24 protein-coding genes and 1 other RNA gene are annotated in these 25,280 nt (G+C 73.5%); 11 read left to right on the top strand and 14 right to left on the bottom strand.

What is annotated here, in order from left to right:
• Both ACZ7GX_RS09175 and ACZ7GX_RS09170 read right to left on the bottom strand, forming a co-directional pair.
• Positions 1-474 (bottom strand): hypothetical protein, encoded by a 474-nt coding sequence (locus ACZ7GX_RS09175; RefSeq protein ID WP_498774546.1) that lies wholly within the window; start codon positions 472-474, stop codon positions 1-3.
• A gap of 3 nt (positions 475-477) precedes the next feature.
• Positions 478-753 carry a hypothetical protein gene (locus ACZ7GX_RS09170; protein ID WP_053721548.1) on the bottom strand — a complete coding sequence of 92 codons (276 nt, stop codon included), beginning with the start codon at positions 751-753 and terminating at the stop codon, positions 478-480.
• A 503-nt stretch (positions 754-1,256) separates the two neighbouring features.
• Here ACZ7GX_RS09170 and ACZ7GX_RS09165 point away from each other — a divergent pair.
• Positions 1,257-1,481: a ParB family protein gene (locus ACZ7GX_RS09165; RefSeq protein WP_498774543.1), complete on the top strand. Its 225-nt coding sequence runs from the start codon at positions 1,257-1,259 to the stop codon at positions 1,479-1,481.
• A gap of 79 nt (positions 1,482-1,560) precedes the next feature.
• Here ACZ7GX_RS09165 and ACZ7GX_RS09160 read toward each other — a convergent pair whose 3' ends face one another.
• Together ACZ7GX_RS09160 and rnpB are read right to left on the bottom strand one after the other, a co-directional pair.
• Positions 1,561-3,171 carry a DUF6345 domain-containing protein gene (locus ACZ7GX_RS09160; RefSeq protein ID WP_498774541.1) on the bottom strand — a complete coding sequence of 537 codons (1,611 nt, stop codon included), beginning with the start codon at positions 3,169-3,171 and terminating at the stop codon, positions 1,561-1,563.
• Between the two features lie 200 nt (positions 3,172-3,371).
• Positions 3,372-3,772: RNase P RNA component class A (gene rnpB, locus ACZ7GX_RS09155), an RNA gene on the bottom strand.
• Between the two features lie 219 nt (positions 3,773-3,991).
• Here rnpB and ACZ7GX_RS09150 point away from each other — a divergent pair.
• Complete coding sequence (locus ACZ7GX_RS09150; RefSeq protein ID WP_498774539.1) at positions 3,992-4,552, top strand: NAD(P)H-dependent oxidoreductase; 561 nt, start codon at positions 3,992-3,994, stop codon at positions 4,550-4,552.
• On the opposite strand, the gene ACZ7GX_RS09145 is transcribed toward ACZ7GX_RS09150, so the two are convergent.
• The 6 genes from ACZ7GX_RS09145 to ACZ7GX_RS09120 form a co-directional block, all read right to left on the bottom strand.
• On the bottom strand, positions 4,549-5,685 hold the full coding sequence (locus ACZ7GX_RS09145; RefSeq protein WP_498774537.1) for a bifunctional RNase H/acid phosphatase: 1,137 nt from the start codon (positions 5,683-5,685) through the stop codon (positions 4,549-4,551). The genes ACZ7GX_RS09150 and ACZ7GX_RS09145 overlap by 4 nt on opposite strands.
• On the bottom strand, positions 5,682-6,419 hold the full coding sequence (locus tag ACZ7GX_RS09140; RefSeq protein ID WP_498774535.1) for a zinc ribbon domain-containing protein: 738 nt from the start codon (positions 6,417-6,419) through the stop codon (positions 5,682-5,684). The genes ACZ7GX_RS09145 and ACZ7GX_RS09140 overlap by 4 nt, the downstream gene beginning before the upstream one ends.
• On the bottom strand, positions 6,416-7,243 hold the full coding sequence (locus tag ACZ7GX_RS09135) for a Nif3-like dinuclear metal center hexameric protein (protein WP_498774533.1): 828 nt from the start codon (positions 7,241-7,243) through the stop codon (positions 6,416-6,418). The genes ACZ7GX_RS09140 and ACZ7GX_RS09135 overlap by 4 nt, the downstream gene beginning before the upstream one ends.
• Complete coding sequence (gene cobC, locus ACZ7GX_RS09130) at positions 7,240-8,283, bottom strand: Rv2231c family histidinol phosphate aminotransferase CobC (protein WP_498774531.1); 1,044 nt, start codon at positions 8,281-8,283, stop codon at positions 7,240-7,242. The genes ACZ7GX_RS09135 and cobC overlap by 4 nt, the downstream gene beginning before the upstream one ends.
• Positions 8,284-8,310: 27 nt before the next feature.
• On the bottom strand, positions 8,311-9,315 hold the full coding sequence (locus ACZ7GX_RS09125; RefSeq protein ID WP_498774529.1) for a polyprenyl synthetase family protein: 1,005 nt from the start codon (positions 9,313-9,315) through the stop codon (positions 8,311-8,313).
• Positions 9,316-9,677: 362 nt separating this feature from the next.
• Entirely contained in the window at positions 9,678-10,151 is a 474-nt protein-coding gene (locus ACZ7GX_RS09120; protein ID WP_498774527.1) for a hypothetical protein, read from the bottom strand.
• A 64-nt stretch (positions 10,152-10,215) separates the two neighbouring features.
• Between ACZ7GX_RS09120 and ACZ7GX_RS09115 the strand changes: the two genes are divergently transcribed.
• The 4 genes from ACZ7GX_RS09115 to ACZ7GX_RS09100 are packed head-to-tail and all read left to right on the top strand — an operon-like array spanning position 10,216 to position 12,889.
• The gene (locus ACZ7GX_RS09115) at positions 10,216-10,671 is read left to right on the top strand and encodes a low molecular weight protein-tyrosine-phosphatase (protein WP_498774652.1); all 456 of its coding nucleotides are present in this window, start codon (positions 10,216-10,218) and stop codon (positions 10,669-10,671) included.
• Positions 10,668-11,501: a fructosamine kinase family protein gene (locus ACZ7GX_RS09110; RefSeq protein ID WP_498774525.1), complete on the top strand. Its 834-nt coding sequence runs from the start codon at positions 10,668-10,670 to the stop codon at positions 11,499-11,501. The genes ACZ7GX_RS09115 and ACZ7GX_RS09110 overlap by 4 nt, the downstream gene beginning before the upstream one ends.
• A gap of 4 nt (positions 11,502-11,505) precedes the next feature.
• Positions 11,506-12,069 carry a DUF1349 domain-containing protein gene (locus ACZ7GX_RS09105; RefSeq protein WP_498774523.1) on the top strand — a complete coding sequence of 188 codons (564 nt, stop codon included), beginning with the start codon at positions 11,506-11,508 and terminating at the stop codon, positions 12,067-12,069.
• Positions 12,070-12,085: 16 nt separating this feature from the next.
• Positions 12,086-12,889: an SURF1 family cytochrome oxidase biogenesis protein gene (locus ACZ7GX_RS09100; protein WP_498774521.1), complete on the top strand. Its 804-nt coding sequence runs from the start codon at positions 12,086-12,088 to the stop codon at positions 12,887-12,889.
• On the opposite strand, the gene ACZ7GX_RS09095 is transcribed toward ACZ7GX_RS09100, so the two are convergent.
• Positions 12,831-13,799, bottom strand: coding sequence for a cobalamin biosynthesis protein (locus ACZ7GX_RS09095; RefSeq protein WP_498774519.1), 969 nt, complete (start codon positions 13,797-13,799; stop codon positions 12,831-12,833). The two genes, ACZ7GX_RS09100 and ACZ7GX_RS09095, sit on opposite strands and share 59 nt — an antisense overlap.
• Positions 13,800-13,850: 51 nt before the next feature.
• Between ACZ7GX_RS09095 and ACZ7GX_RS09090 the strand changes: the two genes are divergently transcribed.
• Genes ACZ7GX_RS09090 through ACZ7GX_RS09080 form a run of 3 tightly spaced genes read left to right on the top strand, consistent with a single transcriptional unit; the run spans position 13,851 to position 20,844 of the window.
• Positions 13,851-15,332 (top strand): DUF2397 domain-containing protein, encoded by a 1,482-nt coding sequence (locus ACZ7GX_RS09090; protein WP_498774517.1) that lies wholly within the window; start codon positions 13,851-13,853, stop codon positions 15,330-15,332.
• Positions 15,332-16,498, top strand: a complete 1,167-nt coding sequence (locus tag ACZ7GX_RS09085; RefSeq protein WP_498774515.1) for a TIGR02678 family protein — start codon at positions 15,332-15,334, stop codon at positions 16,496-16,498. Before ACZ7GX_RS09090 ends, ACZ7GX_RS09085 begins: the two co-directional genes overlap by 1 nt.
• Complete coding sequence (locus tag ACZ7GX_RS09080; RefSeq protein WP_498774513.1) at positions 16,495-20,844, top strand: SbcC/MukB-like Walker B domain-containing protein; 4,350 nt, start codon at positions 16,495-16,497, stop codon at positions 20,842-20,844. The genes ACZ7GX_RS09085 and ACZ7GX_RS09080 overlap by 4 nt, the downstream gene beginning before the upstream one ends.
• A 4-nt stretch (positions 20,845-20,848) precedes the next feature.
• Here ACZ7GX_RS09080 and ACZ7GX_RS09075 read toward each other — a convergent pair whose 3' ends face one another.
• Positions 20,849-21,220, bottom strand: a complete 372-nt coding sequence (locus ACZ7GX_RS09075; protein ID WP_498774511.1) for a MerR family transcriptional regulator — start codon at positions 21,218-21,220, stop codon at positions 20,849-20,851.
• Between the two features lie 114 nt (positions 21,221-21,334).
• Between ACZ7GX_RS09075 and ACZ7GX_RS09070 the strand changes: the two genes are divergently transcribed.
• Complete coding sequence (locus ACZ7GX_RS09070) at positions 21,335-22,408, top strand: alkene reductase (protein ID WP_498774509.1); 1,074 nt, start codon at positions 21,335-21,337, stop codon at positions 22,406-22,408.
• A gap of 18 nt (positions 22,409-22,426) precedes the next feature.
• On the opposite strand, the gene ACZ7GX_RS09065 is transcribed toward ACZ7GX_RS09070, so the two are convergent.
• A complete protein-coding gene (locus tag ACZ7GX_RS09065; protein ID WP_498774507.1) occupies positions 22,427-23,629 on the bottom strand; it encodes an ROK family transcriptional regulator in 1,203 nt (400 codons plus the stop codon).
• 49 nt (positions 23,630-23,678) lie between these two features.
• Positions 23,679-24,152 carry a MarR family winged helix-turn-helix transcriptional regulator gene (locus tag ACZ7GX_RS09060; protein WP_498774505.1) on the bottom strand — a complete coding sequence of 158 codons (474 nt, stop codon included), beginning with the start codon at positions 24,150-24,152 and terminating at the stop codon, positions 23,679-23,681.
• Between the two features lie 58 nt (positions 24,153-24,210).
• Between ACZ7GX_RS09060 and ACZ7GX_RS09055 the strand changes: the two genes are divergently transcribed.
• A complete protein-coding gene (locus ACZ7GX_RS09055; RefSeq protein WP_498774503.1) occupies positions 24,211-25,074 on the top strand; it encodes an NmrA/HSCARG family protein in 864 nt (287 codons plus the stop codon).
• Positions 25,075-25,280 lie beyond the last annotated feature (206 nt).

Below are 25,280 nucleotides of genomic sequence, written 5' to 3'. Positions count from 1 at the left end.
TCACGCCGGCGTCCGAACACCGCGCACCTCCTTCTGACGGCGGTCTTGCTGCGTGCGGTGCTGGGATCGGGTGGCGGCGCTCGCGCGTTTCGCACCCTTCTTGGGACGTTTGCGCGGGCGGTGCGCGTTGACCCGGATCCGCGCGGCGCTGGCCGCGCCGCCCCGGCCCGCCGTGGTCTCCCGCGGCGCGGTCAGCTCGCGCACCCACATCGCCACCACTGACGACAGCGGGCGCTCGTGGCTGATCCGCGCGCAGATGAACCTGGTCAGGGCGACCGTGATCACGAAGCCCCAGCCGGTGTTGATGACGTCGAAACCGAAGCCGACCTGCCGCTGGACAGCCGTCACCAGCAGGAAGACCACGATGCCGACACCCCACGCGACGTACCGCGCACGCCACGGGAAGGTTGCTTTGGGCGGGCCGAGCCAGACGGCGTCGACCCGGTAGACCTCGTCGTCAGTGCGTACCCGCAAGGGTCACCCGCCGGTGAACAGGCCGGCGATCCACTGGCCGATGTTGGCGCCCGCGTTCGTGGTGACGGCCAGGCCGATGATCGCCAACGCGATGATGACGCCGCCAAGGCGGCGCATGACCCCGGCGTTGTCACCCTTGCCGCCGCCGAGCCAGAGCAGCAGGACCGCGACGGTCAGCAAGAGGAGGGGGACCAGGTTGTCGAGGATCCACTGGCGCACCCCGCCTGTGCCCAAAGCGGGCGGCTGCTGGGCGAGTGTTACCAGGGTCATGGCGGTCATCTCGTACTCCTGAGTACGCAGGACTTCGCCGGGCGGGCCGAGGGGTGCCCGTCCGGTTGGTGCGCTATCGAGTAGAACACGTCTTCGTCACCAGGTGTATCTGGCGATCAGCGGTGCGTAGATCAATAACCGTTCCCCTGGTAGTCGATTACGTCTAATCTGACCACGGACATCATGGATCGGGGGGAGCCGGTGGAGAACCGACGTCCCGGGATTCTCCCGATTGCTGAGATAGTTCACCCGCCTGCGAAGCCCCTGGTCACGCACAGTGTGCAAGACCATCAGCCCACTTCCCGCCGGCCACGACGAATCCCCCGTCCGGCGCAGCGGCGGGCACCCGAACGGTCCGCAGGCCGGAGTGACGACGCCGAGGAGGCTCGCCGATGACCCAGCCGCCCGAGGCCGCGCCCGAACCAGCCGGCGGAGTGAACGAAATCACCGTCTCCGTGGCCGTCTCGGACGATGATCAGGTTACCGGTGGGGACCGGCAAACCGGGCGGCGGGTGCAGCGGACGGTCAACTTCGACCAGGACGTGCTGGAGCGGGCGCGGGCGGCGGCGACCTACCTGGCGGCGTACGAGGCCGAGGCCGGCGTGCGCAGCCTGGCCGACATCGTGAACCCGGCCGTCGAGGCGTACGTGGCCGAGCTGGAGCGCCGCTACAACGGCGGCGCGGCGTTCCGCCCGGTGTTCCGCATGCCGCCCGGCCGCCCGGCCCGCCGCGCCTGACCCGGCCGACGGGAACGCCGACGCGGGACGGGGCCCCTTCCCACCCCCAGGTGAGGAAGGGACCCCGTCCGCCCATCCGTCAGCTCATGCCGGAGATGCGCCAGTAGCCGGACGTCGGCAGGGTGTCCGGGCCGACCGGCCCCCTGTTCCAGAAGTAGTCGTTGAAGTTGGCCACCGCGCCGCCGCCGATCGCGCCCATGGTCGCCCACCGCACCGACGCGGGCTGGGTGTCGATCGACGCCTGCGCCCACGCGTCGCGGACCTTCATCGGCCGGTTCCACCACAGGAACGGCGTCCGCACCAGGTAGTTCGCGAACTTCCCGCCGTGCACGGCGCTGTGGTAGGAGACGGTGTCGAAGCTGTTGATCTGGTGCAGCCCCCGGAACGCCTGGCCCCAGCGCGCCGCCCAGCTCTGCCCGCCGGCCGAGCTCTGCAGGATCGAGCAGGTGAACAGGCTCATCCACTCGACGTCCTTGTTGCCCCAGCGCGCCTCGTCCTTGGACAGGAACGTGTCGGTGTTGCTGCTGCACCCGGCGAAGGAGAAGCCGTTGGGCGAGCCGTGGCCCTGCCAGTAGGTCAGGTCGACGTCGTCGGCGTAGAGGTGGTCCTGGCCGCCGGGGAACACCGGGTCCTTGAAGTCCCGCTCCCACGCGTTGTGGTTGACCCAGCTGAACTGCACCGGCACGCCGGCGGCGGTGAACCGGTTGTTGAACGCGGTGAGGTTGTTCGCCGTCCACGGCAGGCCGGAGCACGGGCCGGTGCCCTCGCTGCCGACGTCGACCCGCCACGTCCACTGCGGGGTGAACGCGCCCTCCTCGCGTGGCGGGTCCACCGGGCCGGGCTCCGGCAGCCGCGCGTCCACGGCCGCGCCGACGATCACCGACTGCACGGCCGCGCCGTCGGAGTTCACGCCGTCGCACCGCAACCCGGGCTCCAGCTTCTCGACCTTCTCGGCCAGCGGCGGCGCCTCGTACACGTAGGACACGCCGGTCGGCCGCACGCTCTGGCCGAACACCTTGGCGCACCGCTCGCGCCCCTCGTCCAGGGTCAGCACCGGCACGCTGCCGACCTTCACCACCTCGCGGGTGGCGTGGGTGAGGCCCGCGACGGCCCCCTGGCCGTCGAACGCGATCCGCAGCTTCGCGCCCGGACCCTCCAGCGGCACGCCGTCGAGGGTGAAGGCGAACGACACCGCGGTGTCCAGCGGCGCGGTGACGACGGCCTTCTGGTTGGCGTCGACGACCTCGAACGTCGTCTGGCCGGCGGTCGGGGTGCCGTTGGCGGGCAGCAGCCCCGCCCCGCGCAGGGATTCGAGGGCGCGCTTGGTGGCGTCCTCGACGGGGATGGCGCGCAGGCGTCTCAGGGACTCGACGTCGAGCGCCGTCCGGGTGGTCTCGCCGCCTTCCTCGTCCGGCTTGCCCGCGCCCAGGTCGAGACCGGGCACGCGCAGGTAGGTCGACTCGTCGGCGAATGCCACCGAGCCGTCCCCGGCGAGCTGGACGTCCTTGAGGCCGAACGCGCGCTGCAGGGCGGCGGCCTGATCCTGGGTGAGCCCGGTGGACCGGACGGCGTACACCGGCAGTTCGGCGGCGGCCGCGGTGGCGGTGGCGGTGCTCCCCGTGATCGCCGCCGCGCCCATCAGCCCGGTGAGCGCGAGCCAGGTGCCGGCTCGCCTCGCGTTGGTGGACATGTGCTTTCCCTCCTCGTGGTACCGCGGGGCAGGGCCCGTGGTCTGCGGGGAGGAAGCGCGCCGGCCGGCGTTGATACCGACAACCACTCGAACGGCGTCATTTGTGTAACGCCCGTGGCACGCAAGGGATGTATAGGCGGGCGCATGGGATTTGCGGTCCGGTGAGGACCAATCGGTGCGCCCGAACGGGCGGAAAGGGGCGGATGAGCCGGCATGTAAGCCGGATTCTGTTCCCGGGCGCCTCGCGGCGGTCCCGTTCGGCGGCCATCCATCTCGGCCTGCCGTTGCCGACAGGCTCGTGCGGCCTACCCGCAGGCATCGGGCGGGCAGCCCTCGAACGCCTGCGCAGGTGCCCTGGGGCACCCTCTTGGCCTTGCTCCGGGTGGGGTTTACCTAGCCGCTCCCGTCACCGGGAGCGCTGGTGGTCTCTTACACCACCGTTTCACCCTTACCCCGACTCGCGCCGGGGCGGTCTGTTCTCTGTGGCACTGTCCCGAGGGTCGCCCCTGGTTGCCGTTGACAACCACCCTGCCCTGTGGAGTCCGGACTTTCCTCGGCGACGGATCCGGGGACCCGTCGACGCGGCCGCCCTGCCGACTCATCCGCGCCACCAGGATACCGGCGGCTTCCCAGGCTGTGGAACCAGGGCGGGAAACCTTGTCGGGATGTGGGCGTGCTGCTCTACTCGCAACCATGGCAGGAATCGGGGCCCTCACCCGCCGCCGGCACGTCGACTTCGGCCGCACCGCCGCCGCGATCTGTTGTCGCTGACCTTTTACCTCGCACTCCGAGCCTTTTTCCAGAAAGGTGTCAGCGATCCATGTCCTCCATTCTGATGATTTCCGGTGGCCCGTCGCCGACGTCCCGGACCGGCGTCGTCGTCACGCACGTCGAAGGGCTCCTGCGCGCGGCCGGGTACGCGGTGCGCACCCTGCACGTGCGCCAACTGCCGACGTTGCCGCTGCTCACCGAGGACCTGAGGGACCCGGAGATCGGTGACGCGGTCGCCGCGGTGCTGCGCGCGGACGGCATCGTGGTGGCCAGCCCGGTCTACCGAGCGGCTTACAGCGGACTCGTGAAAGCGCTGGTCGACCTGTTGCCGAAGAAAGCGTTGCGGGGACGGGTGATCCTGCCCCTGGCGACCGGCGGCAGCCAGGGATTCCTGGTCGCGATGGACTACGCGCTGAACCCGCTGCTCGCCGGCAAAGGCGCCGATTCGGTGCTGCGCGGCGAATTCGTGCTCGACCCGGACATCGCCGACGGGACCATCGCGCCGAAAGCCGCCGAAGCGATTCGCGACGCGGTGGACCGGTTCACCTCGGCCGTCGAGGACGCCCGGTCCCGGCGCGACGGACGCGCCCGGCTGCGCCCCGCCGGCTAGCCGAGGTGCGACGTGTCGTTGACCAGCCGCACGGAGGCGTGGCCGTCGGGGTAGAACTCGACCACCGACAGCGACGCGAGGTCCAGGTGCAGCCGGAACAGCAGCGACGGGCCGACGTCCAGCGCCATCCGCAGCAGCGACTTGATCGGCGTGACGTGGCTGACCACGACGACGTTCGCGCCGCCGAAGCGGGACACGACGGCGTTGCGCGCCCGCCGGACCCGGTGGTGCACCTGGTCGAAGCTCTCGCCGCCGGGCGCGGGCACGGACGGGTCGCCGAGCCAGCGCCGGTGCACGTCGGGGTCGCGTTCGGCGGCCTCGGTGAAGGTCAGCCCCTCCCACGCGCCGAAGTCGGTCTCGATCAGGTCGTCGTCCCACGACAGCTCGGCGCCGGTGGCCGTCGCCACGGCCAGCGCCGTCTCCCGCGCCCGCCCCAACGGCGACGACACGATCGCGGTCAGGCCCTCGACCTTGGCCAGCCGGCGCGCGGCGGCCTCGGCCTGCCCGCGCCCGACCTCGGTCAGCGGCGGGTTGCCGCGCCCGGAGTAGCGGCGGGCCACCGACAGCTCGGTCTGCCCGTGCCGCAGCAGGTACAGCCGGGTCGGCTCGCCGACCGCGCCGGTCCACGACACCGGTGACTGGGTCGCCGCCGCGTCCGGCCGCCGCGGCTCGGGCTGCTGGGGCTCGGGCTGCTGGGGCTCGGGTTCCTCCGGCCGCGCCTTCCGGGCCACCCCCGACTGCTCGTCCATCGCCCGGTTCGCCAGCCGGTCGGCGCGCTGGTTGCGCTCGCGCGGGATCCACTCGTAGCTCACCCGGTCGAACGCCCGCGCCACCTCGCGGGCCTGCGCGACCAGCGGCTGCATCGACGGGTGCTTGACCTTCCAGCGGCCGGACATCTGCTCGACCACGAGCTTGGAGTCCATCCGCACGGCCACCTCGGACGCGCCGAGCTCGGCCGCCGCCCGCAGGCCCGCGATGAGCCCCTGGTACTCGGCCACGTTGTTGGTGACGACGCCGAGGCCCGCCGACCGCTCGGCCAGCACCGCGCCCGACTCGTCGAGCACGACGGCCCCGTACCCGGCGGGCCCGGGGTTGCCGCGCGAGCCGCCGTCGGCCTCGACGACGACCCTCACAGACCCGATTCCCCGGTGCGCACCATGATCGCGCCGCACTCGTCGCACTGGATGACCTCGTCCGCCGCCGACTCCTTGACCTTGGCGAACGCGTTGCGGTCCAGTTCGATGCGGCACGCGCCGCAGCGCCGCGACTGCAGCAGCGCCGCGCCGATGCCCTTGTGCGCGCGCACCCGGTCGTAGAGCGCCAGCAGCGGCTCGGGGAACTGGCCGGTCATCAGCCCGCGGTCGGCGGTGCGCTTGGTCTCGGTCGACTCCAGGTCGGCCAGCGCGCTGTCGCGACGACGTGCCGCGTCGGACAGGGCCTCCTGCGCCTTGTCCAGCGAGACGCGGGCGTGCTGGATGTCGGCCTCGACGGCCTCGCGGCGTTCCATCAGCTCCAGCAGGTCGTCCTCCAGCGCGCCGCGACGGCGGCCGAGGGTGGCCAGCTCGTGCTCCAGGTCGGTGAGCTGCTTGGCGCCGACGGAGCCGCCTTGGAGCAGCTTGCGGTCGCGCTCCTCGCGGGCCCGGACCTGGTCGATCTCGGTCTCCTGCCGCTTGACCTCGCGGTTGAGGTCGCCCAGGGTCGTCTCGATCGTGGTCAGCGCGTCCTGCTTGGCGCGGAACTGCTTCTCCGCCTCGGCGATCTCCGCGATCTCGGGCAGCGTGCGGCGCCGATGGGTGACGCGCGACAGTTCGGCGTCGACCTGCGCGAGGTCGAGCAGCCTGCGCTGCACGGCGGGATCGGCTTTCACTGAGATCCTCCTGTTCGGCTCGTCACGCCCACGGTCCACGGGTCGGTCCGGCGGGTCGAGACGAGGACCTCGACCGTACCGCCGAACGCGGCGCGCACGATGTGCGCCGCCTGTCCGCACCACGGCTGCTCACTGGCCCAGTGCGCCACGTCGACCAGCGCGGGCCCGCCCGCGGCCAGGTGCTCGCCCGCCGGGTGGTGGCGCAGGTCCGCGGTCACGTAGGCGTCCACGCCCGCGCGCGCCGCCGCGGCCAGGTAGCTGTCGCCCGCGCCGCCGCACACCGCGACCCGCCGGATCGGCCGGTCCGGGTCGCCGGCCGCGCGCACGCCCCACGCCGTCGCGGGCAGGGCTTCGGCGACGCGCCGGGCGAAGTCGCGCAGCGGTTCGGGCCGGTCGAGCTCGCCGATCCGGCCGATGCCGGTGGCGGGGTCGGCGTCTGCCGGCTCCAGCGGGCCGGTGACGCGCAGCCCGAGGGCCTCGGCGAGGGCGTCGGAGACGCCGGGGTTGGCCACGTCGGCGTTCGTGTGCGCGGTGTAGAGGGCGACGCCGGCGCGGATGAGCCGGTGGACCAGCCCGCCCTTCGGGTCGTCGGCCGGCACGCCGGTGACGCCGCGCAGCATCAGCGGGTGGTGCGCCACGATCAGCTGCGCGCCCGCGGCCAGCGCCTCGTCCACAGTGGACTCGACCGGGTCGACGCAGAACAGCGCCCTCGACACGGGTTCGGCGCGGTCGCCGCAGACGAGGCCGACGGCGTCCCACGACTCGGCGGTCGCGGGCGGGTAGGCGGCCTCCAGGACGTCCAGCACGTCCCCGAGCGTGGTCACAGCTCCTCCAGCACGACTCGCAGCGCGTCCGCCAGCAGGGCGAACTCCTCGGGCGCGCGGACCGCCACCCGGAGGTGGTCGGCGGTCAGGCCGGGGAACGTGTCGCCGCGCCGCACCGCGATCCCCTTGTCCCGCAACCCCTCCCGCACCCGCGGCCCGTGCGGCACGCGCAGCAGCACGAACGGCGCGTCCGGCGGCACGACCACCAGGTCGCCGAGCAGCGCGACGGCGTGCGCGGTGTGCTCCCGGGCCTCCCGCGCCAGCGCCTCGGCCTCCGCCACGGCCGACGGCTCGCAGCACGCCGTGACGGCCTCCAGCACCAGGCTGCCCACCGGCCACTGCGGTCGGGGCAGCGCGAGCCGGGCCAGCAGGTCCGGCGCGCCGAGCAGGTAGCCCGCGCGCAGGCCCGCCAGGCCCCAGGTCTTCGTCAGGCTGCGCAGCACCAGCAGCCCGGGCACGTCGGCGCGACCGGCCAGCGACTCGGGCTCGCCGGGCACGGCGTCGGCGAACGCCTCGTCCACCACCAGCACCCGGCCGGGCCTGCTCAGCGACGCCACGACCTCCGCCGGGTGCAGCACGGACGTCGGGTTGGTCGGGTTGCCCAGCACCACCAGGTCGGCCTCGTCGGGCACAAGGTCGGCGCGCAGCCCGTAGCCGTCCTCGGGCCACAGCTGCACCCGCTGCACGGGCACGCCCGCGTCGCGCAACGCCACCTCGGGCTCGGTGAACGACGGGTGGACCACGGCGGCCAGGCCCGGGTGCAGGTTCGGCAGCAGCGCGAAGCCCTCGGCGGCGCCGTTGAGGATCAGCACCTCGTCCGGTGTGCGCCCGTGCCGCGCGGCGACGGCGGCGCGGGCGCGTTCGTCGGCGGCGGCGGCCGGGTAGGCGCCGAGGCCGTCGAGCGCGGCGACCAGCCGGTCGCGCAGCCACGCGGGCGGCGCGGGCGTCCGCACGTTCACCGCGAAGTCCGCGAGCCCGGGTGCGGCGTCGACGTCCCCGTGGTGGCGCAGCAGCGCCCGGCCGGAATCCTGGCTGGTCATCGCCGCGAGTCTAGGCGATCAGCGCCGTCACCCGATCTGGGAGGCGGCCCAGTCCAGGTAGGCGCCCGGCAGCTCGCGCAGGATGCCGAGGGCCTCGGACTCGGGCAGGTCCGGCAGCGCGCGCACCGCCTGCCCGGCCAGCGACGTGCAGTGCGCGAGGGTGTCGGCGACCAGGCTCGTCTGCCGCAGCTGCGCCAGCAGCCCGGTCAGCTCCGCGTCGGTCAGCTCACGGCCGCGGCGCGCGAGCAGGGCGCGCTGGTCCTCGGTCAACGCGCGCAGCAGCGGGAACGTGTAGACGCCCTGGCGGAGGTCGTTGCCGACCGGCTTGCCGAGCCGCTGCGAGGTGGACGCCAGGTCCAGCAGGTCGTCGAGGACCTGGAACATCAGCCCGAACAGCGCGCCGAAGCGGGCCATCGCGTCGGTGGTCGCCTCGTCGGCGTCGGCGCAGTGCGCGGCCAGCACGCAGCCGACCTCGAACAACGCGCCCGTCTTCAGCTCGATGGACCGCAGGGCGTTCTCCGGGCTGCGGTGCGCGTCGTAGAGGTCGACGACCTCCAGCACCTGGCCCTCGACCAGGTCCGTCACGGCCTGGGCGAGCCTGCTCGCGGCGAACGGCGAGATCCGGTCGAGCGCGGCCTGGCTGGCGCGGGCCAGCATGAAGTCGCCGACCAGCACGGCGGGGCCCGTGCCCCAGTCCGCGTTGACCGTGCGCACGCCGCGCCGTTCCTCGGCGTTGTCCATCAGGTCGTCGTGCACCAGCGAGCCGGCGTGCAGCAGCTCGACGCAGGCGGCGGCGGTGACCGCCTTGTCGGTGATGCGACCGGACACGGCCAGCGACCCGGCCAGGACCAGCACCGAGCGCAACCGCTTGCCGCCGGCCGCGGTGATCCGGCCGGAGAAGGTGTTGACGATCGGCAGGGACGACGACGTCGCCAAGGCCCGGATCTCGTCCTCGACCCTCGGCAGCGCCCGGGCGAGCGCCGGCATGGTCGGCATGGTCGACTGCGCTTCGTTCGACTGCACTGTGGACACACGGTGATCGTCGCTCGCGGCGCCTGAGAGCCCGCTGAGACCGCCGCTCGACCGCCGCCGAACGCCGCGCTCAGAGCACCGAGATGGCGACCGCGAAGCAGAGCACGGCGAGGCTGAGCACCAGGTGGACGAGCGAGGGCACCTCGGGCCGGCCGCCGGGGCACCGCACCGGCTCGCTCACCACCGGGAGCCTGCCTCTCGCGGCGTCGGCCGCGGCCACCGGCCGGACGACGCGGTCCTCGAGTGCGACGCCCGTTCCGAATAGGACGGACGAACCCGCCGCAGCACGCATGTGCGAGTCATCGACTTTCCTTCCCGACACATTCCCCACGCCTTTGGCGTCGGAATCGCGGGTCGACCCGTTACTCGTTATCACGCTTTCGCAGACTCTCTTCCACCGCTGACAGCAGCCGGGCCCGGTCCTGCCGGGCCAGCCGCCTCCGTTCCCGCTCACGCACCCATGCTCGCACGTCGTCGGCACCCAGGCCGACCGCTTCCCGGTAGAAATCCTCCTCGAACCACCACCACACCCGAATGCCGTACCGGGCAATGCGCACGGGCTGTTCCCGACGCAACACGTCGAGTGACGAAAAATCGGCGACCAGCACCGGAGGACATCCCGTGCCGACGAAGAAATGCCTTTTCCGGAACCCGAATCGGCGGTGGGTGAAGAATCCGGCGTTCGGGTCGGGCGCCGGTCCGCCGGGCGAGGTCACGGGCCGTGGTCGGGCGAACGCGGGCGTCTCCGGCCACGACCGGCGGCGCACCGCCACCACCGCCCCGGCGGTCGCCAGGACCACGAGCACCACGACGACACCGACCACGACCCCGGACATGCCCAAGACCCCCAAAGCGAGCGGTCGCGGAGCGCTCCACCTGGCAGACTCCCCTGCCGTGACGCTGACCGTCTCGTTCATCTGCACCGGCAACATCTGCCGTTCCCCCGTGGCCGCGATCATATTCCGCGAGCACCTGCGCCGGGCCGGCCTGGGTGATCTTGTGGAGGTGACCAGCGCGGGCACCGGCGGGTGGCACGTCGGCGACCCGGCCGACCCCCGGGCGGCGAAGTCGTTGGCCGACAACGGCTACCCGACCGAGCACAGCGCCGCCCAGGTCGACGACAACCACCTCGACGCGGACCTGCTGGTGGCGTTGGACAGCGGGCACGCGCGGGCGCTGCGGCGGCTGGTCGGCGACCCGGAGCGGGTCCGGCTGCTGCGCTCGTTCGACCCCGACGCGGACGGCGTGGACGTGCCCGACCCGTACTACGGCGACAAGGCGGGCTTCGACCGCGTGGTGGAGATGGTGGAGGCCGCGGTCCCGGGCCTGCTGACGTGGGTGCGCGAACGCCTGTGACACCGGCGGAGGCGGCGGCGGAGCTGACCGGGGTGCCGGCCACCGGGGTCCGGCGGCTCGGCGGGACCGTGTGGGAGGTCGACCTCGCCGACGGCGACCTGGTGGTCGTGAAGCGGCACGACGAGCCGGACGCCCTGCTGGCGGAGGCCGCTTCACTGGAGTGGCTGGCCGAGCCCGAGGGCCCGCCGGTGCCGCGGGTGCGCGGCCACGGCGGGCAGTGGCTGGTGATGGACCAGGTGGAACGCGGCCTGCCGTCGCCCGCGGCCGCCGAGGAGTTCGGCCGCCGTCTCGCCGCGCTGCACGCGACCGGAGCCCCGGCGTTCGGGGCGCCGCCGCCCGGCGGGCCGACCGAGGCGTCGATCGGCCTCGCGCCGATGCGCAACGTCCCGTCCGACGACTGGGCCGAGTGGTTCGCCGAGCACCGGATCGCCCGCTACGCCCGGCTCGCGGTGGACGCGGGCGCGTTGACCGCCGCCGAGGCCCGGACCATCGAGGGCGTGCGGGTCGAGGCTCCGGACGAACCGCCCGCCCGCCTGCACGGCGACCTGTGGAACGGCAACGTGCACTGGGCCGCCGACGGCCGCGCCTGGCTGATCGACCCGGCCGCCCACGGCGGCCACCGGGAGAGCGACCTGGCCATGCTCGCCCTGTTCGGCTGCCCCCACCTGGACCGCGTGCTCGCCGCCTACGACGAGGCCGCGCCGCTGGCCGACGGGTGGCGCGAACGGGTGCCGCTGCACCAGCTGTTCCCGGTGCTCGTGCACGCCGTGCTGTTCGGCCGCGGCTACGCCCAACAGGCCTTGTCGGCCGCGCGATCGCTGCCAGGATGACCGGATGGGGATCAAGGCGTTCGACCGCGACGACTGGCGCTGGCTCAACGAACCGCGCACGTGGAGCGACCGGGACGGGCTCACCGTCACCAGCGACCCGGAGACCGACTTCTGGCGAACCACCCACTACGGTTACGACCGCGACAGCGGCCACGTCCTCGGCGCGCCGCTGACCGGCGACTTCACCGTCACCGCCTCGTTCACCGCGGACTACGCCGCCCAGTACGACCAGGCCGGCGTCGCGCTGTGGCTCGACGACCGCAACTGGATCAAGGCGGGCGTGGAGCTCGTGGACGACGAGTTCCAGGTGAGCACGGTCGTGACCAGGGACTTCTCCGACTGGTCGGTGGTGCCGGCCGGGCGCGTCGACCGGGTGACGATCGCGGCGGTGCGCGAGGGCGACGCGGTGACCGTCCGCTACGGCGTCGGCGACGCCGAGCCGACGACCCTGCTGCGGCTCGCGTACTTCCCGCCCGAGGTCGAGGTGCTGGTCGGGGTGATGGTCGCGGCGCCGACGGGCCCTGGCTCCACCGTCCGCTTCGACCGGGTGCAGGTCACAACGGCCTAGGGCTTACCGTGGTCACGTGCGGTTGAGGTTCCTGTTGCAGCCCGGATGGCTGGCGTTGACGCTGGCGGTCTGGGTGTTCGCGGGCGCGTGCTTCACGCTGCTGGCACCGTGGCAGTTCGACCGCGACACCGAGCGCGACGCCCAGAACAACGCGGTCACGTCGTCCCTGCGCACCGACCCGGTGCCGGTCGCCACGCTGCTCGACCGGCCCGCCGCCGAGGTGGAGTGGCGGCGCGTGACGCTGACCGGCCGCTACCTGCCCGAGGGGCAGGCGGTGGCCCGGCTGCGGACCGTGCAGGGTGAGGCGGCGTTCGAGGTGCTGACGCCGTTCCGGCTGGCCGACGGGCCGACGGTGCTGGTCGACCGGGGTTACGTGCGGCCGGTCAACGGCATCAAGGTGCCCGACCTCAAGCCCGTGCCGACCGGTGAGGTGACGCTGGTGGCGCTGGTCCGCCGGGACGAGTCGGACACCCGGGAGGCGTTCCAGGAGGACGCGCACCGGCAGGTGTACTCGGTGAACTCCGCCGTGGTCGGCCGGGCCGCGGGGCTCGAGCTGCGGCCGGGCTACTTCCAGCTCACCGAGGGCCAGCCCGGTGTCGAGGAGTCCCTGCCGCTGCCGAAGCTCGACGCGGGACCGTTCTTCTCCTACGCGTTGCAGTGGATCGCGTTCGGTGCGATGGCGCTGGGCGGCTGGCTGTACTTCACCGTCCGCGAGATCCGGCCCGGCGGCGCGCTGGGCGAGGAGCCGGGCAAGGCGAAGGTCAGGCGCAAGTCCGTCGCCGAACAGCTCGCCGAAGACGAGGCCGCGCCAGCGCGATGAGCGCGGTCACGGCCGCCGCCGACGCGCCGACCACCCGCGACAGCTCCACCGCCCGCGTCACGTGACCCGCGTCGGGGTTGCGGCCGTGCCCGAGCACCGGCCGGTCCTCCGCGCCGTGCGCGTACACCGTGCGCCCGCCGAGCCGGACCTCCAACGCGCCCGCGAACGCCGCCTCGACCTGCCCCGCGTTGGGGCTCGGGTGCGCCGCCGCGTCCCGCCGCCAGGTCCGCCACGCCTCGCCCGCGGACCCGCCGACGACCGGCGCGCCCGCCGCCGTGAGCAGCGCGGCCAGCCGCGAGGGCAGCAGGTTCGCCACGTCGTCCAGCCGTGCGGCGGCCCAGCCGAACCGGCGGTAGCGCTCGTTGCGGTGGCCGACCATGGCGTCGAGCGTGTTCGCCGCGCGGTAGCCGAGCAGGCCGGGCACGCCCGCGACCGCGCCCCAGAACAGCGGGGCCACCACGGCGTCGGACGTGTTCTCCGCCACGGACTCGACGGTCGCCTTCGCCAGGCCCATCGTGTCGAGCTTGCGCGGCTCGCGCCCGCACAGGTTGGGCAAACGATTGCGCGCCGCTTCGAGGTCGCCGCCGTCCAGCTCGCGGCCCATCGCGGTGCCCTCGTCGGCCAACGACGACCCGCCGAGCACGATCCAGGTGGCGGCGGCCGTGCTCAGGGCCTCGAAGACCTGGCTGCGCCTGCCGAGCCGCTCGACCGCGAGGCCGGCGAGGACCGTGCCGCCGACGAGCACCGCCGTGTGCGCCACCCCGCCCGCCCGGTGGTCGCGGTACAGCTTGCGCTCCAGCGCCGCCGCCGCCCGACCGAATCCCGCTACCGGGTGATACCTCTCGGGGTCGCCGAACACCGCGTCAGCGGCCACGCCCAGCACCAACCCCACCGCGCGCCCCAGACTCACACGGGCACGGTAGCCCGCACGTGTCGGACCGCCGCATTAGGGTGGCGCACCGTGGAACCAGCCGGCCGCCTCAAGCTCTACGCGTACCTGGACGCCCGTGATCACCAGCGCACGTACCTGGCGATCATGCGGTTGTTCACGTCCACGCTGCTGGCCGACCTGTCGGCGGGCGAGGTCGCGGGCGCGTTGGCGGGCGCCGAGCGGGAGGGCCGGGTCGAGGCGGGCGAGTCGCGCATCGAGAACGTGATCAACCGGCTCCGGCAGCTGGTCGAGTGGGGCAACCTGGTGCAGGGCAGGCGCGAGGTGGTGGCCTCCAGCATCGCCGAGTTCCAGCACGGCAGCGTCCGCTACCAGGTCAGCAAGCTCGCGGTCCGGGTGCAGCGCGACGTGGACGAGCTGCTGCGCGTGCCCGAGGGCGCGCGGGAGGTGTCGCGGGAGCTGCTGCCGGCCGTGGAACGCGGCCTGGACCGGCTCGGGCAGTCGATGTCGGAGGCGTTGATCAGCGGCGCGCCCCGCTCGCGCGAGGTGCTGGCCGAGCAGGTCACCACGCTGTTCCTCCAGCACGCCGAGCTGGCCGCGACCGTGCGCGACTTCTACGCCTACCTGGGTCAGGTCGTGACGCGGCACCACCTCGCGCCGGAGGAGATCTCCGGGTTCCGCAACCTGCTGGTCGAGTACATCCAGATGGTCGTGGAGGACGTGCTGCGGCACACGCCGGCCATCGCGGACGCCCTGGCCCGGGTCACCTCCGCGCGGTCCGAGCTGCTGCGCCTGCTGGGCCGCGCCGACCTCGGCGACCAGGTCGAACGGGCCCGCGGGCGGTCCGCGGAGGACTGGCAGGACCTGACCGACTGGTTCGTCGACCGGCCGGGGCGGCCGAGCCAGGTGACGGCGTTGCGGGAGGCCACGGCGCGCGCGATCGGGTCGCTGCTGGCGAGCGTGAAGCGGGCGACGTCCGGCGGCGGGCTGCTGCCGAGCCGGCGGGCCGAGCTGCTGAAGCTGGCCGGGTGGTTCGACTCGGGCACGCGTGAGCAGGCGCACGAGCTGTACGCGGCGGCGTTCGGGCTGTACGCGGCGCGGCACGTGTCGCCGGCGCCCGAGCACGACCGGGACAACGAGCGCACGCCGTGGCGCGACGGGCCGGTGGTCGACGTGCAGGTGAGCGTGCGCAGCCGCGGCGATCGAGGCGCGCGCGGGCGGACGTCGCGGATCCTGGACGACCCGATGACCGAGCAGTCGCTGCTGGCCGAGGCGCGGGAGGCCGACGAGCGGCGGGCGGCGTCCGTGGCCGAGCTGGCGGCGGCGGCTCCCCGGCTGTCGTCCACGACGTTGTCCGGTGAGGCGCTCGAGGTGCTGTGCGAGCTGCTGACCCTGGCGATGGCGCAGCGCGACACCGCGGCCGACTCGGGTTCGGCGACCGACCCGGTGCGCGGGCTGCGCGTGACCGTCTCGCACGCCGCCGGGCGTTCCACGCGGATCCGTTCGGCGGCGGGCACGTTGACGCTGCACGACTCGACGTTGGTGCTCGACTGATGTTCGACGACCTCTCCGAGATCGACGCGGCGAACGTCGTGCGCTGCGCCCGCACCCTGCTGCGGCGACCGCTGCTGCGCGCCGACGGGCCGGACGGCGAGCTGTTGACGCTGGTCTACCGGCACCGGGCGGCGTTGCAGGACCTGTTCGCCCGGCAGCTGGGCTACCGGCTCGTGGTGGAACGGCGGTTCGCGCGGCTCTACAAGGCGGGTCCGGGCGCCGACGACTCGCGCGGCGTGCTCGGCATGTCGCCGCGCGGGTACGCGTACGTGGCGCTGACCATGGCGGTGCTGACCGGGATCGGGCGGCAGGCGCTGCTGTCGCGGCTGGTGGCGGACATCCGTGCGGCGGCGGTGGAGGCCGGGCTGACCGTGGTGGACGACGTGGCGGACCGGCGGGCGCTGACGGCGGCGTTGCGGCACCTGGTGTCGCTCGGCGTGCTGCACGAGACCGAGGGCACGGTGGACGTGCAGGCCGAGGCGTTGATCACCATCGACACCGACCTGCTCGGGCAGCTGCTGACCGGGCCGGTCGCGGAGGCGTCGTCGCCGTCACGGCTGGTGGAGCTGGCGGCCCGGCCCGGTCCGCGCGGCGTCGAGCACGCGGTGCGGCGCAAGCTGGTGGAGAACCCCGTGGTGCTGTACGCGGACCTGCCGCCGGAGCAGGCGGAGTGGTTGCGGCGCAACCAGCGCAAGGAGTCCGCGGTGCTGGAGACGTGCTTCGGCCTGCGCACCGAGTGCCGGGTCGAGGGCGTGCTCGCGGCCGATCCCGAGGACTACCTGACCGACCTGTACTTCCCCGGCACGTCCACGGTGGCGCGGATCGCGTTGCTGGCGCTGCCGGAGCTGCTGGAGGGCGAACCGCGCTCCGACGGGCGGCACGCCGTGGACCGGGGCGAGCTGCGGTCGGTGTGCTCGCGGCTGGTGGAGGACTACCCGACCACGTGGTCCAAGCAGTTCACCGAAGACCTGGACCGCCTGGTCGACGAGGTGCTGGAGCTGTTGCGCCGCATGGGGTTGGCGGTCGCCTCGGAGGACGGGTGGCTGCTCAACGCCGCCGCGCACCGGTGGCTGCCCTCGCCCGACGGCGACCCCGAACGTGAAGTGGAGCCGGTGGTCGTGCCGGACGTGCCCAGCTGGTCGTTGTTCGATGAGGAGACCGCGTGAACAGGTGGCGGCTGCACAGGGGCGGCATCGTCAACATCTGGCAGTACACCGAGCAGACGTTCGACTTCTCGGGTGGGCGCGCGATCTTCCAGGGCACCAACGGGTCCGGCAAGTCGCGCACGCTGGAGCTGCTGCTGCCGCTGTGCCTGGACGGCGACCTGCGGCAGGTCGGCTCCAAGGGCTTCGACACGGTGTCGCTGCGGCGGCTCATGCTCGATGATTACGACGGCGGGCCGAACCGGATCGGGTACGCGTGGGTCGAGCTGACGCGCGGTGCCGGGGAGTACCTGACCTGCGGGCTGGGCGTGAAGGCGTCCAAGACCTCGCAGGCGATCACCGACTCGTGGCGGTTCATCACCTCGTCGCGGGTGGGACACGGGCTGACGTTGGTCGGCGCGGACCGCACGCCGCTGGGACCCGCGCAGTTGCGCGACCTGATCGGCGCGGACTGCGTGCTGGAGGAGGCGGCGTTCCGGGCGCGCGTGGCCGAGACCGTGTACGGCGTGCCCGCGCCCCGGTACGGCGACCTGCTGCACCTGCAGCGGACGCTGCGCAACCCGGACGTCGGGTTGAAGGTGCTGGAAGGGCAGCTGGAGCAGATCCTGTCCGACGCGCTGCCGCCGCTGGACCAGGCGATGGTCGAGCAGCTGGCGACGTCGTTCGACGACCTGGAGTCGATCCGGGAGAACATCACGCGGCTGTCGTCGGCGGACGCGGCGCTGGGCACGTTCTTGAAGACCTACTCGGACTACGCGTTCGGCGGGCTGCGCGCGGCGGCGGAGCGGTTGGGCGGCGCCGAGGACGGGGTGCGGAAGCTGGAGCGCGCGTCGGCCCGGCTGGCGGCGTCGTTGGAGGAGGCGCTGGCGGCGCGTGCGGCGGCGGAGCACTCGGTGGCGTCGTTGGAGGCCGGTGAGCAGCAGGCCGAGGAGACCATCGGCGCGCTGAAGGAGCTGCCGGCGTTCCGCGACCTCCAGGACTTGCAGACGCGCGAGAAGCTGGTGGCGGAGAAGCGTTCGTCGGCGGTGGCGGCGCTGGACATGGCGAACAAGCAGCGGGTGCAGGAGGACGGCGCGGTCGACGGCGTGCTGCGGCTGCTGCGGCGGTTGGCCGAGGACCTGGGTTCGGCTCAGGAGCTGGTCGAGCCGCTGCGCCACCACCTGCGCGTGGCCGGTCTCCCCGCGGACACCGTGCCGGACGTGCCGCGGGTGTCGAGTTCGGACGCGGTCGTGCGCACGGAGTCGGTGCGGGCCAAGCCGGACCCGGAAGCCGAGCCGCTGCCGATCGAACGCCGCGTGCCGCCTTCGGCGTCCGTCGACGAGGGGACGTTGGCGGAGGTGGCGGCGCGGACGTCGGAGATCGCTTCGGCGGCGCGGCAGCGCGGTGCGTTGGCGTTGGCGCTGGCGGCGCGGGCGGCCGAGCTGGATGCGGCGCAGCGGAAGGTGGAGGCGCTGCGGCAGACGGCGCGGGACGCGCAGCACGCGGCGACCGAGGCGGCGGCGTTGCGCAACCAGGAGGCGCAGGAACTGGCCGAGGTCGCCCAGGGGTGGTTGGCCGACGTCGAGTCGTGGCGCACCTCCGGCCCCCTGGCCACCTGCCACCCGGACTCACCCCTCCCACTGCCGACCTCCGTCGACCCGGCCACCGCCCGCACCCTGACCACCACCGCCCGCGAGTGGGTGGGTCCCCTGGTCACCGCCGCCAGGGACGACGCGCATCGGTCCGCCGGACGCCGGGCCGACCTGGTCACGTCGATCAACGGCCGGGACGCCGAACTGTCGCGCCTGCGTTCCGGAACGGCCCAAACCCCGACCCGAGGCCGCTTCACCGCGTCCGACCGGGACCAGACCACCGGCGCCCCCTTCTACCGCCTGGTCGACTTCCACCCCACCATCGACGACCGCTCCCGAGCGGGCCTGGAAGCAGCCCTGGAAGCGTCCGGCCTCCTGGACGCCTGGGTAACACAAACGGGTGAACCTGCCCCGAACATGTACGGAAACACTGTTACCACCACTCGGTTGAAAACCAGCGGACCCGCCGAAACCACCCCCGACCGCCCCGACCGCCCCGACCCAGCCGCCCCCACCACCCCAGCCGACCTCCCCGACCCAGCCGACGTCCCCGACCCGGCCCACCCCACCGCCTCGGCCCACCTCACCAACCCGACCCACCCCCCAGCCACCGCCCACCTCGCACCCCAGCCCGCAGCCGAACCCGACGCGACCGCCGCCCCGACCGACCCCGCACCCACCGCACCTGCCGCAGACCCCACCGCCACCCCGGCCGCACCCGCACCGGACGTGCTGGCCGTCCCCGGCACCCCGGTCGACGGCCCGTCCCTGGCCACGGTGCTGATCCCGGCCGTCGAGCCGGCCTCACCGGTCCCGGCCGCGGTGGTGGCGGAGCTGCTCGCCTCGGTGTCCCTGCGGACCCTGGCCCCGGCCGGCGCCGCGTTCGCGGTGTCCCCGGACGGCCGCTGGCAGGCGGGCGTGCTGACCGGCGCGTGGCACAAGGACGCGGCGGAGTTCATCGGCGCGGGCGCCCGCGAAGCCGCCCGCCAGCGCCGGATCGCGGAACTCGAGGACGAGCTGGCCACCCTGCGCGCCGATCTCGGCGTGGCGGAAGCCGACCTGGCCGCCGCGCACGGCCTGGTCGAGCAGTGGGAGGCCCACCTCGACCGCTTCCCGGCCGACCGCGAGCTGGTCGCCCGCCACGGCCGCCTCCAGGCCGCCCAGGAATCCGCCGACCGCGCCGCCCGCCGCGCGGAGGAGCTGCGCGACGAGCTCGCCACCGCCCAGGCGCGTGGCGAAGCCGCCGCCGCCGAAGTCGTGCGCCAGGCCGGCGACGCGGGCCTGCCCGCCACCACCGACGGCCTGCACCAGGCCCAGCAGGCGGCGGCCGAGGCGCAGCGCACGGCCGACCGGTTGGGCGACGTCCTGCGCCGCCAGTGCCGCGGCACGGTGGCCGACCTGACCGACGCGGCGCACCGGTACCACGCGGCCGTCGACGATCGGGCCGCGGCGGAGGCGGACGCGGAGGCGCGGTGCGTCGACTACGCGTCGCAGGCGTCCACGTTGGCCGAGCTGACCGACGCGATCGGCGGCGAGGCAAGGGAAATCGCGGACCAACTGTCCACTTTGGAGCGTTCACGGCGCGAGATGCGCGACGAGCTCAAGAGCGTGCGCGAACAAGTCACGTCGGCACGCGAGCAGGCCGCGAAGCTGAACGCCCAACTGGAGACGTCGGCCGAACAGCTCGCCACCGCCCGCGACGCCCTGACCCGCGCGACCGAGCACTTCAAGGCCACCGTGCAGGCGCCCGGCATCCTCGTCGCCGCACTGCCCGACACCCCGGACGACGTCACGTCGGTCCGCACGGCCCTGGCGGCGTCCGACCGGCGCGGCGCGGGCGAGGCCACGGTGATCACCAAGCTCCAGGCGCTCCAGACGTCGCTGGCCGGCAGCCACGACATCGCCGCCGAGCAGCACGTCGGCCTGCTCACCGTCACCGTCACCGGCGAGGAGGGCGCCCGCCCGGTCGCCGTCGCCGCCCGGCAGGTGACCGCGAAACTGGCCGAACAGCGCGGTTTCCTCGACGAGCAGTACCAGAACATCTTCGCCGACTACCTGATCCGCGACCTGGCCGAGTGGCTGCGCGGGCAGATCGCCGTCGCCGAGGACCTGTGCAAGCGGATGAACGAGGTGCTCGGCAAGGCCCGCTCCAGCCAGGGCGTGCACGTGAAGCTGGCGTGGAAGCCGTCGTCGGCGCTGGAGGAGGAGACGCGCGACGCGTTGGCGCTGGTCCGCCTCCCCTACGCGGAACGCGATCCCGAGCAGGACGCCACGCTGCGCCGCGTGTTCACCGAACGCATCGAGGCCGAACGCGACGCGCACACCGGCAACTACGCCGAGATCCTGTCCCGCGCCCTGGACTACCGGACGTGGCACCAGTTCACCGTCACGGTCGCCGACACCGGCCCGGACGGCAACCCGCGGGAACGCAGGCTGCGGCAGCTGTCGTCCGGCGAGACGCGGCTCATCTCGTACGTGACGCTGTTCGCCGCGGCGGCGTCGTTCTACGACGCGGTGAGCGGCGAGTTCTCGCCGTTGCGGCTGGTGCTGCTGGACGAGGCGTTCGAGCGGCTCGACGACCCGACGATCGCACGCATGCTCGGCCTGCTCGTCGACCTCGACATGGACTGGGTGATCACCTGGCCCAGCGGCTGGGGCGTGTCCGACAAGATCCCGCGCATGCACATCTACGACGTGCTGCGCCCCAAGAACGGGCGCGGCGTGGCGTGCACGCAGACCACGTGGGACGGCGCGGCGCTCGACCGGGTCGACCCCTAGGACGTCAGGCGGGGACCCGACGGGCGTCGCGGTAGGCCTGGGCCGCGGCCATCAGGGCGTCGAGCGCGTCACGGGTGCGCAGGAGCTCGTCGATGTGCGCGGAGAGCCGGTCGCGTTCGTCGGCCATGCGCTCCATCGCGGCGTCGGAGTTCTCGTCGCTGGGCGAGTCGACGCACGGCAGCAGCTCGATGATCGTGCGGCTGGACAGCCCGGCCGCGTACAGGCGCTGGACGAAGGCGACCCGCTCGACGTCGGCCTCCGTGTACTGCCGCTGCCCGCCCGCGCTGCGCGTGCTGCTGAGCAGTCCCTGCTCCTCGTAGTACCGCAGCGAACGGACACTGACCCCGGCCCGCGCCGCGAGATCACCGATCCGCATCCGACCCTCCCGACTGTGACACCGGCCGCACGACTTGCCTCTCACGTTGATGTCAGGTTTTAGCGTACCGGTCGGGCCCGTCGCGGCCCTCGACCAGTACGAAGGAGTTCCGGCATGATCACGCTGTTCGACCGCTACCGCCTCGGCGGTCTGGACCTGCCCAACCGGGTCGTGATGGCGCCGATGACCCGGGTCCGGGCCGCGGCCGGCGGTCTCGCGACCCCGTCCATGGCGACCTACTACGCCCAGCGCGCCACAGCCGGGTTGATCGTCTCCGAGGGCGTGCAGCCCAGCCTGATCGGGCAGTCCAACCCGGGCACGCCGGGCCTGCACACCGACGAGCAGGTGGCCGCCTGGCGGCCCGTCACCGACGCCGTGCACGTCAACGGCGGACGCATCTTCGCCCAGCTCATGCACGGCGGCCGGGTCTCGCACCCCGATACCACCGGTTTCCAGCCGGTCGGACCGTCCGCCGTCGCCGCCGTGGGCGACGTGTTCACCCCGAACGGGCCACAACCCGCGCCGGTGCCCCGCGCCCTGGAGACCGCCGAGGTGCCCGAGCACGCCCGTTCGTACGCCGAGGCCGCGCGGCGCGCCGTCGACGCCGGGTTCGACGGCGTCGAGCTGCACGGCGCGAACGGCTACCTGATCTCGCAGTTCCTGTCGTCCAACGCCAACCTGCGCACCGACCGCTACGGCGGCCCGATCACCCACCGCATCCGGTTCGCCGTCGAGGCGGTCGAGGCCACGGTGGACGCCGTCGGCGCGGAGCGCACCGCGATCAGGCTCTCGCCCGGGGCCACGTTCTGGGGCGTCGAGGAGACCGAGGTGCCGGAGCTGTACGCGGCCCTGCTCGCCGAGCTCGCCCGCTTCGACCTCGCCTACGTGCACCTGGAGGCGACCGCCGACGAGGAGGTGCTGATCGGGCTGCGCCGCGCGTGGCCGGGCACCCTGATCATGAACCCGGTGGTCCCGATGGGCCCGAAGCAGGCCGACCGGGCCGCCGCCGACCACTGGCTCGGCCTGGGCGCGGAGCTGATCAGCTTCGGCCGCGCCTTCATCGCCAACCCCGACCTGGTGGAACGGCTCCGCGCCAACCTGCCGATCGCGCCCGTCGACGTCGACACGTACTACCAGGGCGGCGACGCGGGTTACCTCACGTACCCGGCGTACCAGCACGCCGCCTGACCGGTGCGAGCGCCGTCGTCAGACCACGTGACTGGGGGTGCGGCGGCGCACACCACCCGCGGCCAGGAACTGGGCCACCGGTAGCGTCGCCGCGCCGAGCGCGACCGACTCCGGGCCCAGTTCGCACAGGGTGATCGACGCCTGCTCGAACGGTCGGTGCAGGGCGTGGCGGGAGGCCTGGGCGCGGACGTCGTCCAGGATCCGCTCGCCGAGCAGGAGCCCGGCCCAGCCGCCGACGATCACCTGGGACGGGTTGAACAGGTTGATCAGGTTGGCGATGCCGAGGCCCGCGTACCGGGCGGTCTCGGCGAGGACGTCGCGCGCCGCCCGCGAACCGTCCGCGACCAGCGCCGCCAACGCCGCCTCCTGCTCGGCGGGCACGTCCGCCTTCACCGCGCGGTACCGCTGCACCACGGCCGACGCGCCGATGTACGCCTCCAGGCACCCGTGCGCGCCGCAGCGGCACGGGCGGCCGTCCAGCGCGACCGTGGTGTGGCCCCACTCCCCCGCGCCGCCCGACGAACCGCGGTACAGCACGCCGCCGGTGATGACGCTCGCGCCGACGCCCGACCCGATCAACGCGACCACCGCGTCACCCGTGCCGCGGCCCGCGCCGAACCAGACCTCCGCCTGCCCCAACGTGTTCGCGCCGTTGTCCAGGAACAACGGCAGGTCGGTCCCGGTCCGCAGCAGCTGTTCCAGCGCGACGCCCCGCCAGCCGACGGTCTGCGCGTACACCAGCCCGTGCTCGACCTGCCCCGGCACGCCGATGCCGACGCCGAGCACGTCGCCGACCCCGCTGACGGCGAGGCACCGGTCGAGCCCTTCGAGGACCCGCCGCGCCACGTCGTCGACCGAGTGGACGTCCGGCTCCATCGGGAACGTCGCCTCCGCCAGCCGTTGCAGCGTCAGGTCGAACACCTCGACCAGCACGTGCGTCTCGCCGACGTCGACACCCACCACCGCCGCGTGCGCCGGGTCGACGCGCAGCAGCACGCGAGGTCGCCCGCCGTCCGAGTCGACCTGCCCGGCCTCCACCACGACGCCGTCGGTCATGAGCTCGGCGACGACGTTGCTGACCGACGCCTGGCTGAGCCCGGTGGCGCCCGCGAGTTCCTGCCGGCTGCGCGGTTGGTCGAAGTACAGCGCGCGCAACACCCGCGCCCGGTTGCCGGCACGCAGGTCGCGCACGGTCAGCTTGCGGTGCACGGCGACCCCCATCGGGCGAGTTGGACCACGGCCGCCACACGGGCGCGCAGACGTCCCGACGTTAGTCGGTCGCGAACCGCTTGGCGTCCCATTTGCCGTGCGCTTCCAGTAGTTTCCGCCCGATGCGCTGAAGATCGGCGACGTCGCGGTCACTCAGCGGCGCGGCGAATTCCTCGGCGACCGCGTCCCGGTACGCGGGGGCGCTCGTGGCCGCCAGCACCTGCCGCCCGGCGTCGGTCAGCACGGCGTGGACGACCCGGCGGTTGTCCGGCGGCTGCTCGCGCACGACCCAGCCGCGCCGCACCAGCCGTTCGACCAGTCGCGTGACGCCGCTCGGGCTGACCGCGAGCAGGTCGGACAGCTCGGACATGAGCAGCCGGCCGTTCATGTGGATCCGGTACAGCGCCTCGTGCTCCAGCAGCGAGCACCCGGCGACGGCCTCGATCCGCCGTTCCACGGCGACCCGCACGGCGTCCACGCCCTGCTGGACGTACAGCCACGCCAGCAGGGCGTCGCTCGGCTCGCGTCGGCTCACGGTCGCACTCTAGCAAACTCGCTTGACCGGCGAACACTTTCAGAGTCAACCTTTGCTCATGGAACTCACACTCGTCACCGGTGCGACCGGGGCCCAGGGCGGAGCCGTGACCCGCGCTCTCCTGGCCCGCGGCCACCGCGTCCGCGCCCTCACCCGCGCACCGCACAGCGTTGCGGCGCAAGGACTTCGCCGACTCGGCGCCGAACTCGCGCACGGTGACTTCGACGATCCCGCGTCTCTTCGCGCGGCCCTGCGCGGCGTCCGCGCGGTCTTCGTCGTGACGACGCCGTTCGGCAGCGACCCGGGCGGCGAGACCCGTCACGGCATCGCGGTGGTCGACGCGGCGCGGGACGTGGAGCACATCGTGTTCACCTCGGCGTCCAACGCCGACCGCCGCACCGGCATCCCGCACTTCGACAGCAAGCAGCGCATCGAGGAGCACCTGGTCACCGCCGGATCGCGGTGGACGATCCTCGGGCCGGCGGCGTTCATCGACGACAAGTTCGGCGAGTGGACGTTGCGCGGCCTGCGCGAGGGCACGTTCTACCTGCCCATGCCCTCCGACCGCCCGCTGCACCTGGTCGCCGTCCGGGACATCGCCGCCGTCGCCGTGCTGGCCTTGGAGCAACCCGACCGGTTCGCGGGCAGGCGCCTGGACCTGGCCGGCGAGGCCCTCACCCCGGCGGACATGGCGGAGGCCCTGACCAGGGCCACCGGTCACCCGATCCACCACCACTGCCCGCCGTTGGAGGTGGTGGCCCGGTACTCCGCGGACCTCGCGGCGATGTTCGGCTACTTCACCGAGGTGGGCACCGACATCGACCTGCGCCGACTGCACGCCGAACTGCCGGAGATCACCTGGACCCGGTACGCGGACTTCGTGCGCCTACTGCCCTGGCCCGCCCTGCTCCAGCCCGCCTGACCCACCGACCTGCACCGAACCGCCCGACCCGCGCCGGCCACCCTGCGCGGGCCCAACCTCCACCGGCCCGCCCTGCGCCCGCCCGCCAGCCGCCCTCTGCCGCTCGCCCGACTACGCCAGCCCAACAGGTGCCAGCCGGACCCGCGCCCGCCTGACCCGCGCTTGCCTGCCTGGCCTGCGCTTGCCTGCCTGGCCTGCGCCTATCT

It is taken from the genome of Actinosynnema sp. NPDC037264, assembly GCF_055603705.1.
The sequence above is the reverse complement of the archived record's forward strand: the minus strand, read 5'-3'. Positions and strand labels throughout refer to the sequence as shown.